At 71.5% G+C, this 15,598-nt stretch carries 14 protein-coding genes; 11 read left to right on the top strand and 3 right to left on the bottom strand.

Annotated elements, in window-relative coordinates; translation table 11 throughout:
- The first annotated feature begins 30 nt into the window (after window positions 1–30).
- The 3 genes from ACIBQ1_RS52040 to ACIBQ1_RS52030 all read left to right on the top strand — a co-directional run bounded on the left by ACIBQ1_RS52040 (window position 31) and on the right by ACIBQ1_RS52030 (window position 2,775).
- Entirely contained in the window at window positions 31–1,239 is a 1,209-nt protein-coding gene (locus ACIBQ1_RS52040; protein ID WP_397289741.1) for a serine hydrolase domain-containing protein, read from the top strand.
- A gap of 33 nt (window positions 1,240–1,272) precedes the next feature.
- Window positions 1,273–1,920, top strand: coding sequence for a leucine efflux protein LeuE (leuE, locus tag ACIBQ1_RS52035; RefSeq protein WP_397289739.1), 648 nt, complete (start codon window positions 1,273–1,275; stop codon window positions 1,918–1,920).
- A gap of 213 nt (window positions 1,921–2,133) precedes the next feature.
- Complete coding sequence (locus tag ACIBQ1_RS52030; protein ID WP_397289736.1) at window positions 2,134–2,775, top strand: VC0807 family protein; 642 nt, start codon at window positions 2,134–2,136, stop codon at window positions 2,773–2,775.
- Between the two features lie 8 nt (window positions 2,776–2,783).
- Here ACIBQ1_RS52030 and ACIBQ1_RS52025 read toward each other — a convergent pair whose 3' ends face one another.
- Window positions 2,784–3,956, bottom strand: coding sequence for a sensor histidine kinase (locus ACIBQ1_RS52025; protein WP_397289734.1), 1,173 nt, complete (start codon window positions 3,954–3,956; stop codon window positions 2,784–2,786).
- 389 nt (window positions 3,957–4,345) lie between these two features.
- Between ACIBQ1_RS52025 and ACIBQ1_RS52020 the strand changes: the two genes are divergently transcribed.
- From ACIBQ1_RS52020 to ACIBQ1_RS51985, 8 genes are read left to right on the top strand one after another with little or no spacing between them, the layout of a single operon-like run.
- A complete protein-coding gene (locus tag ACIBQ1_RS52020; RefSeq protein ID WP_397289731.1) occupies window positions 4,346–4,963 on the top strand; it encodes a DedA family protein in 618 nt (205 codons plus the stop codon).
- 36 nt (window positions 4,964–4,999) lie between these two features.
- The gene (locus ACIBQ1_RS52015; protein ID WP_397289729.1) at window positions 5,000–5,833 is read left to right on the top strand and encodes a DMT family transporter; all 834 of its coding nucleotides are present in this window, start codon (window positions 5,000–5,002) and stop codon (window positions 5,831–5,833) included.
- A 16-nt stretch (window positions 5,834–5,849) separates the two neighbouring features.
- Complete coding sequence (locus ACIBQ1_RS52010) at window positions 5,850–7,073, top strand: glycosyltransferase (RefSeq protein ID WP_397289727.1); 1,224 nt, start codon at window positions 5,850–5,852, stop codon at window positions 7,071–7,073.
- Window positions 7,070–7,741 carry a DUF998 domain-containing protein gene (locus ACIBQ1_RS52005; protein ID WP_397289725.1) on the top strand — a complete coding sequence of 224 codons (672 nt, stop codon included), beginning with the start codon at window positions 7,070–7,072 and terminating at the stop codon, window positions 7,739–7,741. Before ACIBQ1_RS52010 ends, ACIBQ1_RS52005 begins: the two co-directional genes overlap by 4 nt.
- A 51-nt stretch (window positions 7,742–7,792) precedes the next feature.
- Window positions 7,793–8,548, top strand: a complete 756-nt coding sequence (locus ACIBQ1_RS52000) for a cytochrome P450 (RefSeq protein ID WP_397289723.1) — start codon at window positions 7,793–7,795, stop codon at window positions 8,546–8,548.
- Window positions 8,545–9,291, top strand: coding sequence for an isocitrate lyase/phosphoenolpyruvate mutase family protein (locus ACIBQ1_RS51995; RefSeq protein ID WP_397289721.1), 747 nt, complete (start codon window positions 8,545–8,547; stop codon window positions 9,289–9,291). The genes ACIBQ1_RS52000 and ACIBQ1_RS51995 overlap by 4 nt, the downstream gene beginning before the upstream one ends.
- A gap of 7 nt (window positions 9,292–9,298) precedes the next feature.
- A complete protein-coding gene (locus tag ACIBQ1_RS51990) occupies window positions 9,299–12,139 on the top strand; it encodes a BTAD domain-containing putative transcriptional regulator (protein WP_397289719.1) in 2,841 nt (946 codons plus the stop codon).
- Window positions 12,140–12,174: 35 nt separating this feature from the next.
- The gene (locus ACIBQ1_RS51985) at window positions 12,175–13,683 is read left to right on the top strand and encodes a DHA2 family efflux MFS transporter permease subunit (RefSeq protein ID WP_397289717.1); all 1,509 of its coding nucleotides are present in this window, start codon (window positions 12,175–12,177) and stop codon (window positions 13,681–13,683) included.
- 45 nt (window positions 13,684–13,728) lie between these two features.
- Here the strand turns inward: ACIBQ1_RS51985 and ACIBQ1_RS51980 are convergent, their stop codons facing one another.
- Both ACIBQ1_RS51980 and ACIBQ1_RS51975 read right to left on the bottom strand, forming a co-directional pair.
- On the bottom strand, window positions 13,729–14,565 hold the full coding sequence (locus tag ACIBQ1_RS51980) for an SAM-dependent methyltransferase (RefSeq protein ID WP_397289715.1): 837 nt from the start codon (window positions 14,563–14,565) through the stop codon (window positions 13,729–13,731).
- A gap of 489 nt (window positions 14,566–15,054) precedes the next feature.
- Window positions 15,055–15,465, bottom strand: coding sequence for a bleomycin resistance protein (locus ACIBQ1_RS51975; RefSeq protein ID WP_397289713.1), 411 nt, complete (start codon window positions 15,463–15,465; stop codon window positions 15,055–15,057).
- Between the last annotated feature and the right edge of the window lie 133 nt (window positions 15,466–15,598).

Genomic DNA, 15,598 nt, shown 5'->3' with positions numbered 1-15,598 from the left:
AGGGCCTGCCTTTCGTGATGGATTCGGGAAATGAGCGTGCAGGGCACTTGCGATTCCCGGTTCTCCCAGGTCGCGGAGGAGTTCGAGGGCAACCTCGCCCGCCGCGGCGAGGTGGGCGCGTCGGTGTGCGTGATCGTCGACGGCGAGGTGGTCGTCGACCTGTGGGGCGGCGAGGCCGCGCCCGGCGTGCCGTGGCAGAGCGGCACCATCGGGCACGTCTGGTCGTGCACCAAGGGCGCGACCGCGCTCTGCGCCCACATCCTGGCCGCACGCGGCGAGCTCGACCTCGACGCCCCGGTCACCCGCTACTGGCCCGAGTACGGCGCCAACGGCAAGGGCGGCACGCTCGTCCGGCACCTGCTCGCCCACCAGGCCGGGCTGCCCGTGCTGCGCGAGAAGCTGCCGCCCGGCGCGTTCTACGACTGGAAGCTGATGGCCGACAGGCTCGCGGGCGAGGAGCCGTTCTGGGAGCCGGGCAGCCGGCACGGATACCATGCGCTGACGTTCGGCTACCTGGTCGGCGAGGTCGTACGGCGGGTGAGCGGGCGCTCGCTCGGGACGTTCTTCCGCGAGGAGGTCGCCGAGCCGCTGGGGCTGGAGTTCTGGCTGGGGCTCCCGGAGGAGTACGAGGACAGGGTCGCCCCGACGATCCCCGCCGATCCGCCCGAGGCGCCGCCCTCCTTCTACGTCAAGGCGTTCACGGACCCGGCCTCGATGCCCGCGCTGCTGCTGTCGAACGAGGGCGGCTACATGACGCCCGGCGAGTCGGACAGCCGGGCGGCGCACGCGGCCGAGCTCGGGGCCATCGGAGCGATCACGAACGCCCGCGGCCTGGCCGGGATGTACCGGCCGCTGTCGCTGGGCGGCGGCGAGCTGATCAACGGGGAGCACCTGGCCCACATGTCGATCACCGTCTCGGCGGGCACCGACGCGGTGCTGGCGGTGCCGTCGCGGTTCTCGCTCGGCTTCGTGAAGGCGGCCGACAACCGGCACCTGCCGCCCGCCGACAGCGAGGGCGCGCTGCTGTCGACGACCGCGTTCGGCCACGTGGGCATGGGCGGATCGGTCGGGTTCTGCGACCCGCCGGCCCGCCTGGCGTTCGGCTACTCGATGAACAAGCAGGGCATCGGACTCGGGATCAACGCGCGCGGCCAGGCGCTGGTGGACGCGACGTACCGGGCGCTCGGCTACAGGCAGGTACACGGCGGGATCTGGTACGCATCGGGCGAGATATCGTGATGTGCGGTTAGCTCTCCCCCTGGAGTACGACGCATGTTCTTCGGCATCACTGATTTCTGGGCCTATGTCATCGGCGCCTTGCTGATCATCCTGCTGCCCGGCCCGAACTCCCTGTACGTCCTCAGCTACGCCGCCCAGAACGGCGTCCGCCAGGGCTACCGGGCCGCGGCCGGCGTCTTCATCGGCGACACCGTGCTGATGTTCCTGACCGCCGCCGGCGCCGCGTCCCTGCTCCGCTCCAACCCGCTGCTCTTCACGATCGTCAAGTACGCCGGCGCCGGCTACCTGGCGTGGATCGGCTTCCAGATGATCAGGGGCGCCTGGCGATCGAGGAAGGCGACCGAGGAGGAGAAGCCGCAGGCCAAGATGGAGCGCCAGCCGCGCCCGTTCCGCAAGGCCCTGGTGATCAGCCTGCTGAACCCGAAGGCCATCCTCTTCTTCGTCTCGTTCTTCGTCCAGTTCGTCGACCCGGGCTACGCGACTCCCGCGCTGTCGTTCCTCATCCTGGGCGCGGTCATCCAGGTGTTCAGCTTCCTCTACCTGACGGCGCTGATCTTCGGCGGAACCTTCCTGGCCAACCAGTTCAGCCGGCGCAGGAAGCTCAGCGCCGGTCTGACCTCCGGGGTCGGCGCTCTGTTCCTCGGATTCGGCGCGAAGCTCGCCACCTCGTCACTCGGTTGAAAGCCTGCCGTAAGACCCCGCTGTTTTCGTGGAAACAGATGGAACGCGTCAAAAGAGGCAGTCGCATCACCTCTCCTCGGGTACGGTAAGCCACCGGCGTGCTTCCCGGAACGCGGGTGATGCCGTACTGGTTACGGCGAGCGGTCCATCTGGAAAGCCTGGTCCCCCGAACCCCGGGTAGACGCTGATCGTCGGCCAATCTGCGGAGCAGCCTTGAACCATCCCCCGGTCCACCTTCCACGCCTCACCGCACTCGCCCGGCAGGCGGCCCCCAGGCTGCTCGAAGGCGTCGTGGCGCCGCTGGCGGTGTTCTACCTGGCCATGATGGTCCTCGGATTCAAGGGGGCACTCATCGCCACCGTCGCCTGGGTCTACATCGGGGTGGCATGGCGGCTGATCAGGCGGGTCAAGGTGCCCGCGACCATGTTCCTGGCCGCGTTCGCGATCACGGTCCGGGCCCTCGTGGCGTTCTGGACGGGCACGTGGATGTGGTTCTTCATCCAGCCGGAGATGGGCACGATCTGCATCAGCATCGCGTTCCTCGCCTCCGTCCGGCTCAACAAGCCGCTCGTGCAGAAGCTCACGCTCGACTACATCCACCTGCCCTCGGCGGTGCTCAAGCACGAGCGGGTCCGCAGGTTCTTCGCCAGGATCACGCTGCTGTGGGCGTTCGTCCTGCTCATGAACTCGACGCTCAGCATCGCCCTGGCCATCCACGAGTACGTGGCCGGGTCGCTCGGCGGGTTCATGGTGCTGAGGACGTCAGGGGTGGCCGTGATCAGCGGGCTGGCGATCGCGTTCTCCATCTTCGCCTTCAAGCGGGTGCTCCGCCGGCTGCACGTCGCCCACACCTGACCGTTCGGTCAGCTCCGCCCCCTCCCGAACCGCGGGGGATCCTCGTCCTCCGCTCGGGGGATGCTCACGTCCAGCTCGAAGCCGTCGCCGACCGGCCCGGCGGTCAAGGTGCCCCCGGCGAGCCGTACGCGCTCGCGCAGGCCCGCCAGCCCCAGCCCGCCGCGCAGCGCGAGGGGCCGGGCGCGCGGCCGGCCGCTGCGCACGGTGACGCGCTCCGGCGAGACCCGCACCGCGACGGGGGCCCCGGGGGCGTGCTTGGCGGCGTTCGTGAGCCCCTCCTGCACCACCGCATGCGCCAGGGCGGGCACCGGCCCCGGCGCCAGGTCCAGGGTGATCGGCATGCCGGAGTCCCTGGCCCGCCGCACCACCTCGGTCACGTCCTCGTTCACGGGTGACAGCGGCGCCTCGTCGGAGTCCTCGCGCAGCAGCCCGATGATCTGGCGCAGCCGGTCCGTGGCGTCGGCCGCCGCCAGCCGCAGCTCTCCCGCCGCCCTGACCTGCGTCTCGGCCAGCCCTGGGGCCACCTCCAGCCCGGCCGCCCGCACCGCGATCAGGGCCAGGTCGTGGCCGAGGGAGTCGTGCATCTGCCGCGCGATCCTGGCCCGCTCGCGCAGCCTCGCCTGCGCCTCGGCCGACAGCCTCGCCTGCGTGCGCCCCTGCAGCAGCCTCCGCCTGAGCAGCCCCAGCAGGTACGGCACCACGTACGTGCCGAGCAGCGCGGTCACCATGGACACCCACAGGGCCAGATCGCCGCCCTTGGCCAGCACCACGCCCACGCCGACGGCCGAGATCAGGCAGAACGCGGCCGGCGCGGGCCAGAGCGCGGCCAGGCGCCGCCCGGTCAGGTAGGCGTACCACATGATGAACGGCGAGGTGGCCAGCAGCGGCAGGATCTTCACGTTGCGCCGGGGCAGCAGCCAGCTCAGGTCCACGGTCGCGAACCCCTCGCTGAACTGCCACGGCCCCAGCGGCAACAGCAGCACCAGCGCGGCCAGCGGCTGGCGGCGGCCCACCAGCACCGCGACCGTGGCCAGCCCGATCCTGGGCAGGCTCACCATCGCGAAGGCGGCCGGATCCACGAACGGGTCGGGGCCCATGGCCGCCACGAAGATGCCGAGCACGGCCCAGAGCAGCAGGTCGTAGACCACCTGGCGGCGGCTCTCCCGGCGAAGACTTCTCACCGCACCGACGGTAGCCGCCTCCCGAACCCGCGGGTCCCCCCGGAAGTCAGCCGCTGACCCTGACGAAAGTCAGGGTAGGGCGGCTCCCACTCCCGCGGTAGAGCTAGCCCCACCCCGAAAGCGCCTACCTCCACTCCTGTTTCCTCCTGCGGAAACCGGTTTGATCGATGGTGTCACCCGGAGGTCGGAACCGAGCCCCCGACGAAAGTAGGGGGTGATGCGTGCCGATCGTCCGATGTGCCGTGACCTGCGGAGTTTCTACCTTCATGGGGTACCGGCCCTGATCCGCATAAGGGATGGGTCCGCGTTCGACCCGGGGCATCCCCGATGTCCCGGGCCGTCCCGCACGGACACGCTGTGTGGGTGCCCTGACGATCGGAGTAACGCTCATGTCGCATGCCATTCTCGACCTGGTCCAGCAGGTGATGTCGTCACCTTGGTTATACGCGGCGCTGTTCGGGCTCGCGCTGCTCGACGGGTTCTTCCCGATCGTGCCGGCCGAGACCTCGGTGATCACCGCCGCGGTGTTCGCCGCCTCCGGCGAGACGAACCTGGCCCTGGTCATCGTGGTGGCGGCGCTGGGCGCCTTCGCCGGTGACCACATCTCCTACCTGATCGGCAACAAGTCCGCCGGCAGGCTGCGGGAGAAGAAGGCGTTCGTCTGGGCGCGCGACGCGCTGGCCGAGCGGGGCGGGCTCGTCCTCGTCGTGGCCAGGTACATCCCCGGCGGGCGCACGGCGACCACGCTGACCATGGGCGCCGTACGGCATCCGCTGAGCTCGTTCACGTTCTTCGACGCGATAGCGGCGAGCTCGTGGGCGGTGTACTCGGGGCTGATCGGCTTCTTCGGCGGCATGGCCTTCGAGAACGACCCGATCAAGGGCCTGTTCCTCGGCCTGGGCATCGCGCTGTCCATCACGGGGCTCGTCGAGCTCGTGAGATGGGCCAGGAAGCGACGCGCCATCCAGGCTTCCCCAGAACGTCTTCCCGCGGACACGTCCGTTTGACCCTGTCTGGCAACTATCCGTCTGAAAGGAGTGCGCATGACTGTGCTGGCCGCGGCGATCGCCCTGGTCGGTTCGCTGTTCTTCGCGCTCGGAGCCGCTCTGCAGCAGTTCGAAGCAGTCGGGTCGGCCAAGCCAGGACTGCTGACCCTGCTGCGCAACCCGCGCTGGCTGCTCGGCGGCGCGTCCATTCTGACGGGGGGCGGCCTGCACATCGTCGCACTCGGGCTCGGGCCACTGACCATCGTGCAGCCGATGGGCGTGGCCAGCCTGCTGTTCGCCCTGCCCATCGCCGCCGCGCTGCACGGCCGCAAGCCCTCCCCCAAGGAGCTGGCGGCCGCGGGCGTGGTGGCGGCCGGGCTGATCGGGATCGTGCTGCTGGTCCCCAATGCCCAAGGTCCCACCTACCTCGGCCCGGACGGGGTGCTCACGCTGCTCGGCGTGGCCGGAGTCGCGGCGGTCCTGCTGTGGGCCGCCTCGAAGGCGGCCTCGCCGGCGGGCCGGGCCGCCCTGCTCGCGACCAGCTCGGGCGTGCTGTACGGCGCCACGGCCACGCTCATGCGCGTGCTGCTGGACGGCACCTGGAACTGGTGGTACGTGCTGGCGCTGCCGGTGCCCCTGCTGCTGGCGCTGGTCATGCTCCAGCGCGCCTACGCGGTCGGGCACTTCGGCGTCTCGTTCGCCTCCCTCCAGATCGCCGACCCGCTGACCGCGGTGGCGTTCGGCGCGCTGCTGCTCGACGAGCCGCTGCCGACCGGCATCGTGCCGATCGCGGCGGCGCTCCTGACCGCCGCCGGGACCGTCGCGCTGGCCCGCACCAGCCCGCTGGAGTCCCGCAACACTCCCCCGACTCATTCCCCCACCTCTTCGTGAAACCGGAGTCACTTCCATGGCCATGCCCCTGCGTTCTCTCCCCAAGATCGCCGAGACCGCCTCCACCCCCGCCCCCGCCCCCGAGCGGCCTCGCCGGATCCTGATCTCGACCGACACCTACCCGCCCGATGTGAACGGCGCCGCCTACTTCACCCACCGCCTGGCCACCGGCCTGGCCGCACGCGGCAACGAGGTGCACGTGGTCTGCCAGTCGGACGTGGGCCCGCCCACCGCCGACGTCGTGGACGACGTGATCGTGCACCGCCTGCGCTCCGCGCCGCTGCTGGTCCACCCCACGATGCGGTTCACGGTGCCGTCCAGGCTCGACCGGCTCTTCGCCGACATCCGTCCCGACGTGCTGCACGCCCAGGGCCACTTCGTGGTCGGCCGGGCCGCCTTCGCCGCCGCCCGGCGCGCGGGCGTGCCCATCGTGGCCACCAACCACTTCATGCCCGACAACCTGTTCCAGTTCTGCCACATCCCCGAGCGGCTCCGGATCAAGGCCGGCCGGATCGCGTGGCGCGACTTCAACCGGATCTTCAACCGCGCCGACCGCATCACCACCCCGACCCCGCTGGCCGCCAAGCTGCTGGCCGACCAGGGCTTCGCCCGCGAGGTGGAGCCGGTCTCCTGCGGGATCGACCTGACCAGGTTCCACCCGCGCGCCGAGCCCAAGGCATGGGCGCGCAAGCTGTTCGACCTGCCCGACAGGCCCACCGTCCTGTTCGTCGGCCGCCTGGACGAGGAGAAGCGCCTGGACGAGATCGTCCGCGCGCTGCCCCTCGTGCTGAACCAGACCGACGCCCAGGCGGTGTTCGTCGGCCGGGGCAACCAGCGGGCCGACCTGGAGCGGCTGGCCGCCCGCATCGGCGTCGGCGAGCGGGTCTCCTTCCTCGGCTTCGTGCCCGACGAGCTCATGCCCCAGACGTTCGCCGCCGCCGACGTGTTCGCCATGCCGGGCGTCGCCGAACTGCAGAGCATCGCCACGCTGGAGGCCATGGCCATGGGGCTGCCCGTGGTGGCCGCCGACGCGATGGCGCTGCCGCACCTGGTGAACGAGAACGGATACCTGTTCCAGCCGGGCGACGTGATCTCCCTGGCCAGGCACCTGACGAACATTCTCACCGACGACGACCTGCGGGTCAGGCTCGGCAAGGCCAGCAGGGAGCTGGCGCTCACCCACGACGACCGGTCATCGCTGGCCCGGTTCGAGCAGATCTACGATGAGGTGGCCCGATGACCCCAATCCAGAGCGCCTGGGGCGCTGTCTCCGGCACCGTGGTGTCCGCGTGCGCGCTGGCGTACGCGCAGGTCGCCCTGCCGACACAGCCGCTGCTCAGCGACTACGCGTTGGTTTCCGGCGGGCTCGTGCCCGTACTCGTGGGGATGCTGGCACTGGCGGGGGCGTGCCTGTGCCTCGCGTACGGGCTCGCGGCGAGCGACCCGGTGCGCACCGCGGCGACCAGGGTGCTGCTGGTGGCGGGGGCGGCGGGGCTGATGATGAGCGCGATCTTCCCGACGGACCCCGGCAACTCCCAGATCGGCTCGCTGACCGGCGAGATCCACCGGTGGTCGGCGGCCGTCGTGTTCACCTCGCTGCCCGTCGCCGGCTGGACCCTGGCCAGGGGCCGGGCGGCGGCGCCCCGGTGGAACGCGGTCCGGGCGCTGAGCGTGACCGCCGCCGCCGTGCTGGCCTTCTACCTGGCGGCCCACCCGGCCACCATCACCTCGCCGCTGATCGGCGGCGCCGGCTACTACGGCCCGCTGGAGCGGGGCGTGGTGCTGGCCGAGATGGCCCTGCTCATCGCCATGGCGCTGGCGTCGGTCGCGAAGTGCTCCGCCGTGCCCGCCCGGACCGTCCCGGCCGAGCCGGAACGCCCCGAGCAGTCCGACCGCCTGGCGGCCTGATGCCACCATCCTTCGATCCGCGACGAAATCACCCCGTTCTAGCGTGGAACCATGCTCATCACACGCCACGCGGCCGCCCAGGCGGTGCTCGCCGACCCGAGGTACGTGCCGCCTCCCGTACGACAGGACGCCGAGGAGGGCACGCTGGCCTGGCTCCGCGCCCAGGTGTCCCGGTTCAGCACCGGGGAGACGCACGCCGGGCGGCGCCGCCTGCTGGAGGAGCGGTTGGCCGCCGTTGACCCCGCCGAACTGAGACCGGCGGCCAGAGCCATGACGCTGGAGCGGGGCGGCCAGTGGCGGGGCGTCCCCACGGCCGTGCTCGGCGCCGCGCTGGGCGTGAAGGACACGAGCGCCGTGGCCGCCGCCGCGTCCGGCTACCTGTCCGGCGAGGAGAGCCCGCGGGCCGACGCCGCCGTCGCCGAACTGCTCGAACACGCCACCATCCCCGAGATCACCCTGCTGCTGCAGGGACACGCCGCCACAGAGGCACTCATCGAGAACGCCCTCGGGCACGCCGAGCCCGGCGCCGACCCCGAGGCGCTGCTGCACGAGACGCTCAGGCAGGACCCGCCGCTCAAGGCCAGCCGCAGGCTCGACCCGCGGACCGGCGACGAGGTGACCATCGACCTCGTGTCGGCCAACCGCGACCCTGACGTGTTCGCCGATCCCGACCGGTTCGACCTCTCGCGCGGCCGTACTCCCCATCTGACCTTCGGTCACGGCGTGCGCCCCTGCCCCGGGCCCGCCCACGCGCTCGCGCTGGCCGCGGGCGTGCTCGACGCCCTTCTCGACGAGAGCCGCTCATGAACTTCCACGACCTGCACCGCCCCGGCGACCCCCTCCTGCTCCCGAACGCCTGGGACTACGGCTCCGCCGCCCTCCTGGCCAGGGAGGGCTTCCCGGCGATCGGCACGACCAGCCTCGGCGTGGCCGCCGCGTACGGCAGACCGGACGCGGCCGGCGCGACCCGGGCGGAGACCATCGAGCTGGCCGAATCGATCAAGGACCTGGGCGTCATGGTCACCGTGGACATCGAGGGCGGGTTCAGCGACGACCCCGCCGAGGTGTCCGACCTGGTCGCGGGCCTGGCCGCGCTCGGGGTCGCGGGGGTCAACCTGGAGGACGGCCGCCCCGACGGCACGCTGCGCCCGATCGAGCTGCACCAGCGGATCATCGAGGCGGCCAAGGGCCACGGCGTGTTCGTCAACGCGCGTACGGACACGTACTGGCTGAAGACCGGCGACACGCGGGAACGGGTGGCCGCCTACGGCCACGCCGACGGGATCTTCGTGCCCGGTATGAGCGATCTACGGGAGATCGCCGAGGTGGCCGCGAGCACGCCGCTCCCCCTCAACGTCCTCCACCAGCCGGACGGTCCCACCCTCGCCCAGCTCGCCGAGGCCGGCGTGGCCAGGGTGAGCACCGGATCGCTGCTGTACCGGGCCGCGCTGCGGGGAGCGGTCGCGGCGGTGTTCGCCGCCCAGGGCAGGCAGGCCCCTCACGTGCCGACCTACGCGGAGATCAGCGCGCTGCTGCCGCAGCCGCGATAATCGACGCATGCGCTTCCAGATCCTCGGGCCCACCACCGTGCTGGGCGAGGACGGCGAGCCGGTCGCGCTCGGCGGTCCCCGGGTGCGCGCGCTGCTGACGCTGCTCGCCCTGCACGCCGGCCGCATCGTCGGGGGCGAGCAACTCGTGGACGGCATGTACGGCCCGAGGCCGCCCGAGGGCGTGGCCAACGCGCTGCAGTCGCAGGTGTCCAGGCTGCGCCGGGCGCTGGGCAGGGATCTGGTGGAGTTCCATCCGGCGGGATACCGGCTGGTGACCGACCCCCAGGACGTGGACGCGCGGAGGTTCGAGCTGCTGGCGCGGCAGGGCAGGCAGGCCCTCGCCGGCGGCGACCCCGGCCGGGCGGCCACGCTCCTGCGCGAGGGGCTGGAGCTGTGGCGGGGCGCGCCGCTCGCCGACGCCCCGCACGCCGAGGCCGCCGCAGCGGCCCTGGCCGAACTCCGGCTGGCCGCCGTCGAAGACCGCGTGCAGGCCGACCTCGACCTGGGCCGGCATCGCGAGCTGGTCCCCGAGCTGAGCCAGCTCGCCGCCGCCCACCCGCTGCGCGAGCGGCTGCGCGCCCAGCTCATGCGCGCCCTCTACGGCGGCGGCCGGCAGGCGGAGGCGCTGACCGTCTACGACGAGGCCAGGAAGCTCCTGGACGAGGAGCTGGGCATCGAGCCGGGAGCCGAGCTGGCCGCCGCCCACCTGGCCGTGCTCAGGGCCGACCCCTCGCTCGGCGCACCCGTCCCCTCCGTGGCCCGGCAGCGGCAGGGCCTGCGCGCCCAGCTCACCAGCTTCGTCGGCAGGGTCGAGGAGATCGAGCAGGTGGCCGCCAGGCTGCGGACCGACCGGCTCGTCACGCTGATCGGCCCCGGCGGCGCGGGCAAGACGCGGCTGGCGACCGAGGCGGCCGAACGGGAGCCCGTCGACGTGTGCTTCGTGGGGCTCGCGCCGGTCACCGAGGCCGCCGCCGTGCCCGGGGCCGTCCTGTCCGCCCTGGACATCCGCGCCGCCCCGCCCACCCCCGACCGGCTCACCGTGGACCCGGCCACCAGGCTCGTCACCGCGCTGGCCGACCGCCGGCTGCTCCTGGTCCTCGACAACTGCGAACACGTCGTCGCGGCCACCGCCGAGCTGGCCGACCTGCTGCTGGCCTCCTGCCCCGAGCTGCGCGTGCTGGTGACCGGGCGGGAGGCGCTCGGCATCACCGGCGAGTCGATCCTGCCCGTGGCGCCGCTGCGGCTGCCGCCGCCCGAGGCCGGCAACCTCCTGGACTATCCGGCGGTCCGGCTGTTCGCCGACCGCGCCGCCGCCGTCCGGCCGGGCTTCGCCGTCGACGCGGGCAACGCCGCGGCGGTCGTACGCATCTGCCGGGCGCTCGACGGGCTGCCGCTGGCCATCGAGCTGGCCGCGGCCCGGCTGCGCACCCTGACGGTGTCCGACGTGGCGGCGCGGCTCGACGACCGGTTCGGGCTGCTGACCAGGGGCAGCCGTACGGCGCTGCCCCGGCACCAGACCCTGCGCGCGGTCGTCGCGTGGAGCTGGGACCTGCTGGACGACAGCGAGCAGCGGCTGGCCAGGCGGCTGAGCGTGTTCGTGGGCGGCGCCCGGCCGGAGGCGGCCGAGCAGGTGTGCGGGCTGCCGGAGGACGTGCTCTTCTCGCTGGCGGAGAAGTCGCTGGTGGAGTTCGTGGACGGCCGCTTCCGGATGCTGGAGACGATCAGGGCGTTCTGCGCGGAGCGGCTGGCGGAGTCGGACGAGGCCGAGTCGATCTCCGAGGCGCACGCCCGCCACTACCTCGACCTGGCCCTGACCGCCGACCGGCGGCTGCGCACCGACGAGCAGTTGGAATGGCTGGTCCGGCTCGACGGGGAGAGCGACGAGCTCGACGCCGCGATCCGCTGGGCGACCGCGTCCGGGCGGCTGGAGCTGGGGCTGCGGCTGCTGGCCCATTGCGCCTGCTACTGGTGGATGCGCGGCAACCGCGTCACCAGCTCCCACCTCGCCGCCGACCTCGCGGCCGCGCTCGGCTACCAGCATCCGCCGGGCATGGAGGAGGAGTACGTCATGTGCGTGCTCATCAGCGCGTGGACAGGCGGCATCGACGAGGAGCTGCGGGCGCGGCTCGCGGAGGCGCGGCAGCTGCTGCCGCCGTACAACCTGCCGACGCGGCTGGAGTTCCTGATGATGCTGCTCTCGGCCTACACGGGGCCGCCCGGCGAGTACGACGAGGTCTACACCGTGCTCGCCGACCGCGCCGAGGAGCTCCAGCCGTGGCAGGAGGCGCTGTCGTACAGCGGTGTCGGGTTCCTGCTGCAGTCGGCCGGCCGGATCGACGAGGCGGCGGACCTCTTCGAGCGGAGCCTGGCCTCGTTCAAGGCCATCGGGGAGCGATGGGGCATGGTGATGACACTGTCCGGCCTCGGCTCCCTGTACCAGGCGCAGGGCGACTTCACGACCGCGTGCGCCCTGGCCGACGAGGCGCTGGCGGTGGCCATGGAGCTGGGCGCGGAGACGGAGGTCGCCGAGGCCCTGTGCCGCCGGGGCGACGCCCGCCTCCGTCTGGCCGACGCGGCGGGCGCGCGGGCCGACTACCTGCGCGCGGCCGAGATGTCGCGCCGCAACGGCTCGACGGAGACGATGGCGTGGGCGCATCTCGGGCTGGGGCAGGTCGCGCTGTTCCAGGGGGACCTGGACGAGGCCCGTACGCTGCTCGTCCAGGCGCGGGACGAGGTCCCGGCCGACTGGTACAGCACGGAGGACACCCGCGCCCGCATCGCCGCCACCCTCGACGAGGTGAACGCGCGGTCAGCCGGGCCTGCTGGCGGGACGGTCAGCGAGCGGTAGGCAGGCCGTCAGCCGCGTTCCCGACAGTGGACGGCATGAAGAACAAATGGTCCTGCCTGGCCATCGCCTGCCTGGCCACCCTCCTCCTCTCGCTCGACCTCACAGTCCTGCACCTGGCCCTGCCCAGGCTGGTGACCGACCTCGGCGCGAACTCCACCCAGCTGCTCTGGATCGGCGACATGTACGGCTTCGCCCTGGCCGGCCTCCTCGTCACCATGGGCAACCTCGGCGACCGCATCGGCCGCAAGCGCCTGCTGCTGATCGGCGCGGCCGCGTTCGGCGCCGCCTCGGTGGTGACGGCGTACGCGCCCAACGCCGAGCTGCTGATCGCGGCCAGGGCCCTGCTCGGCGTGGCCGGAGCGACGATCATGCCGTCCACCCTGTCGATCGTCCGGAACGTGTTCACCGACCCGGGCGAGCGCACCGCGGCCATCGGCATCTGGAGCGGGATGAGCGCCGCCGGGTTCGCCATCGGCCCGGTCGTGGGCGGGCTCCTGCTCGATCACTTCTGGTGGGGCTCGGTCTTCCTGATCAACGTACCGATCATGGTGCTGGTGCTGGTCGGCGGGATCCTGGTGCTGCCGGAGTCCAGCAACCCGCATGCCGGCCGGCTCGACCTGGTCAGCGTCGCCCTCTCGTTCGCCGGCGTGGTGACGGCCGTCTACGCGGTCAAGGAGGCGGCGCACAAGGGCCTGGAGCACGCCGACGTGCTGGCGGCGGGCGCGGGCGGAGCCGTGCTGCTGGGCCTGTTCGTGTGGCGGCAGATGCGGCTGCCCGAGCCGCTGATCGACGTTCGGCTCTTCGCGCGGCGGGCGTTCAGCGCGTCCATCGTCACGAACCTGCTGGCGATCTTCACGATGTCGGCCATGATGCTGCTGTTCGGCTGGTACCTGCAGCTCGTACTGGGCTGGTCACCGCTCCAGGCGGGGCTCGCGCAGCTGCCGGGCGGCCTGAGCGGCGCCGTGGGCGGCATCCTGGCCGCCAAGCTGATCCACCGCCTCGGCAGGAACGGCGTGGTCGCCCTGGGCCTGGCCCTGAACGCCGGCGCGTTCCTCTACTACAGCACGCTCGGCCCCTCCCTCGACTACCTCGTACTGCTCCCCATCATGATCATCGGTGGACTCGGAATCGGCTTCACCTTCACCGTCAACAACGACAACGTCCTCGCCACAGCCCCCAGGGAGCGCGCGGGAGCGGCCGCCGCCGTCTCGGAGACGGCCTTCGAACTGGGCGGCGCGCTGGGCATCGCCATCCTCGGCACAGTCCTGAACACCGCCTACCGAACCAACCTCCAACTCCCCACCGGCCTCTCCACCGTCGGATCCGCCCGGGAATCGATCGCAGGCGCGGTAAGCACAGCCACGACCCTGCCACCGGAGCAGGCGAGTCAGCTCATGCGAGCAGCACAGACGGCCTTCATCGAGGGCCTGCACCTGACCGCGCTGGTCACCTCGGCCCTCCTGGTCATAGTGGCCCTACTGGCCCTGATCGGCCTACGCGGCGTACCGAAGGTCATCCCGGAAGAGACCCTGACCCACGCCTGACCCGGGGCGCTACGCGCGATGGGGGCTCGGGCAGCCCTTCGCCCCTCAACGGCTCCAAGACTGAGGAACGCGGCCGACGCCGCCCAGGATGCCGCCCTTCTCCAGGCCAGGGGCGATGAACGGGTCGTCGTTGCGCCAGTTCTGCACCGGCACGAGCCCGGGTTCGAGCAGCTCCAGCCCATCGAAGAACGTGCGCACCATGTCGTGGTCCCGCCAGTGCAGCGCGCCGGAGGTCGTACGCCGGTAGACGTCCTCGGTCCCGATCCTCCGGTCGAGGGTGCTCTGGCCCTTCTCCACGTACGCGTGCGAGACGATCAAGTGGCTCCCCGGCACCAGCGGCTCACGCAGGGCCCGGACGATGCCGGCCACCTCGTCGTCGTCGCCGAAGAAGTGGAACAACGCGACGGCCAGGATCGCCACAGGCCGGCTGAAGTCGAGGTGGTGGGCGGCGGCGGCCAGGAGCCCCTTGGGGTCGTGCGCGTCACCGTCGATGATCACCGTGTCGGGGTTGTCGGCCAGGAGCGCCCGGGCGTGGACCAGCACGATCGGGTCGTTGTCCGAGTAGACGACCTTGGCGTCGGGGATGATCCGATGCGCGACCTGGTGCACGTTGTCCTGGGTCGGCAGGCCGGTGCCGATGTCGAGGAACTGCCGCACGCCGGCCCTGGCCACCGCCTCCACGGCGCGGACCAGGAAGCCCCGGTTCGCCCGGGCGACCTCCCGAACGTTCGCGCCGCCCTGGCTGCTCAGCTCGAGGATCTTCTCGGCGGCCTCACGGTCGGCGGGGAAGTTGTCCTTCCCGCCCAGGAAATAGTCGTACATTCGGGCGACGGTGGGGACGGTCGGATCGATCTTCCCCGGAGGCCGCTCACGCTCGGTCACGCTACCCCTTCCTCACCTATATCCGCATCTTATGGGGAATCGGCAGATCTGTGATCAGGATCGGCCAGTTGCCCGATATTCAACGAGTGGTGGGCCTCGACCCGGGGACACAGCATGGTCCTCACGGTGGGAGCGCTGCGCGCCGTGCGCCGGCTCGGGCAGCGCCTCCATGGGGGCGAAGCCCCCTTCGACCCCCAACTGCCCGGTCCTCGCAGTGAGTCGCGCTACGAGGCTCGGGCAGCGCCCTGTGGGGGCAAGCCCCCACACCCCCGGCGGGGCTCTGCCGGTCCCCGCACCCCTCGGACGCGACCCCGATTACCGCACGCTTCCACGTTGGGCTGTCGATGCTTTGACAAAAAACGATCAACACGAATTCGACCCGCTCGGTATCCGCCCCACCACCGGATCCGGCCAGGCGGCCGGACCGGCGGCCGGCTACCTACCACCGCGAGGACGCGACCGCGCCAAAGCCGCGACATGACGTGGTGGCTATCGAGAGCGGGTCCCCAGGTGCTGAGAGATGCGCAAAAGGTAACCGTCCGGGTCCTGCACCGCGAACTGGCGCACACCCACGGCGTCGACGCTGCGCTCGTACCAGCGCTCTTCCAACGGCAGCCACATCTCGTAGCCCGCAGCAAGCAGTGTGCTGTGAATCTGGTCTACGTCATCCACTTCGACAGTGAGGTTGATCCCACGCCCGTAGGGGTAGTCCAGGTCCGCACGCGGGTAGAGCCGGTCCCGGCTCAACGGCTGCTCCAACATCAGGTCCGCTCCGTCACGTTCCAGGTAAGCAAATCGCTCCTGCGGACGCTCGTAGCGAATCTTGAAGCCCAGCAGGTGATAGAAGGCCAAACTGGCCTGGAGGTCGGAGCAGATCAATTCAGGAACAAGTCGAGGCACCTGGTCACTCTGGCAGTTCCCCGAACACTCCAGCAAACATGCGGTAAAGCCCAAGGCGCCGTTCCATCGAACACAGGCCCCCGGTCGCCGGCCGAGTACCGAAACGCCGTGCTGAGCACTGTTCACGTGGCGC

It is taken from the genome of Nonomuraea sp. NPDC050153, from assembly GCF_044460125.1.
Lineage (GTDB): Bacteria > Actinomycetota > Actinomycetes > Streptosporangiales > Streptosporangiaceae > Nonomuraea.
The sequence above is the reverse complement of the archived record's forward strand: the minus strand, read 5'-3'. Positions and strand labels throughout refer to the sequence as shown.

What these genes read in the sequence shown, in the direction of transcription:
- ACIBQ1_RS52040 (WP_397289741.1), top strand. Translation starts at nt 31, where the DNA reads ATGAGCGTGCAGGGCACTTGCGATTCCCGGTTCTCCCAGGTCGCGGAG.
- leuE (WP_397289739.1), top strand. Translation starts at nt 1,273, where the DNA reads ATGTTCTTCGGCATCACTGATTTCTGGGCCTATGTCATCGGCGCCTTG.
- ACIBQ1_RS52020 (WP_397289731.1), top strand. Translation starts at nt 4,346, where the DNA reads ATGTCGCATGCCATTCTCGACCTGGTCCAGCAGGTGATGTCGTCACCT.
- ACIBQ1_RS52015 (WP_397289729.1), top strand. Translation starts at nt 5,000, where the DNA reads ATGACTGTGCTGGCCGCGGCGATCGCCCTGGTCGGTTCGCTGTTCTTC.
- ACIBQ1_RS52010 (WP_397289727.1), top strand. Translation starts at nt 5,850, where the DNA reads ATGGCCATGCCCCTGCGTTCTCTCCCCAAGATCGCCGAGACCGCCTCC.
- ACIBQ1_RS52005 (WP_397289725.1), top strand. Translation starts at nt 7,070, where the DNA reads ATGACCCCAATCCAGAGCGCCTGGGGCGCTGTCTCCGGCACCGTGGTG.
- ACIBQ1_RS52000 (WP_397289723.1), top strand. Translation starts at nt 7,793, where the DNA reads ATGCTCATCACACGCCACGCGGCCGCCCAGGCGGTGCTCGCCGACCCG.
- ACIBQ1_RS51995 (WP_397289721.1), top strand. Translation starts at nt 8,545, where the DNA reads ATGAACTTCCACGACCTGCACCGCCCCGGCGACCCCCTCCTGCTCCCG.
- ACIBQ1_RS51990 (WP_397289719.1), top strand. Translation starts at nt 9,299, where the DNA reads ATGCGCTTCCAGATCCTCGGGCCCACCACCGTGCTGGGCGAGGACGGC.
- ACIBQ1_RS51985 (WP_397289717.1), top strand. Translation starts at nt 12,175, where the DNA reads ATGAAGAACAAATGGTCCTGCCTGGCCATCGCCTGCCTGGCCACCCTC.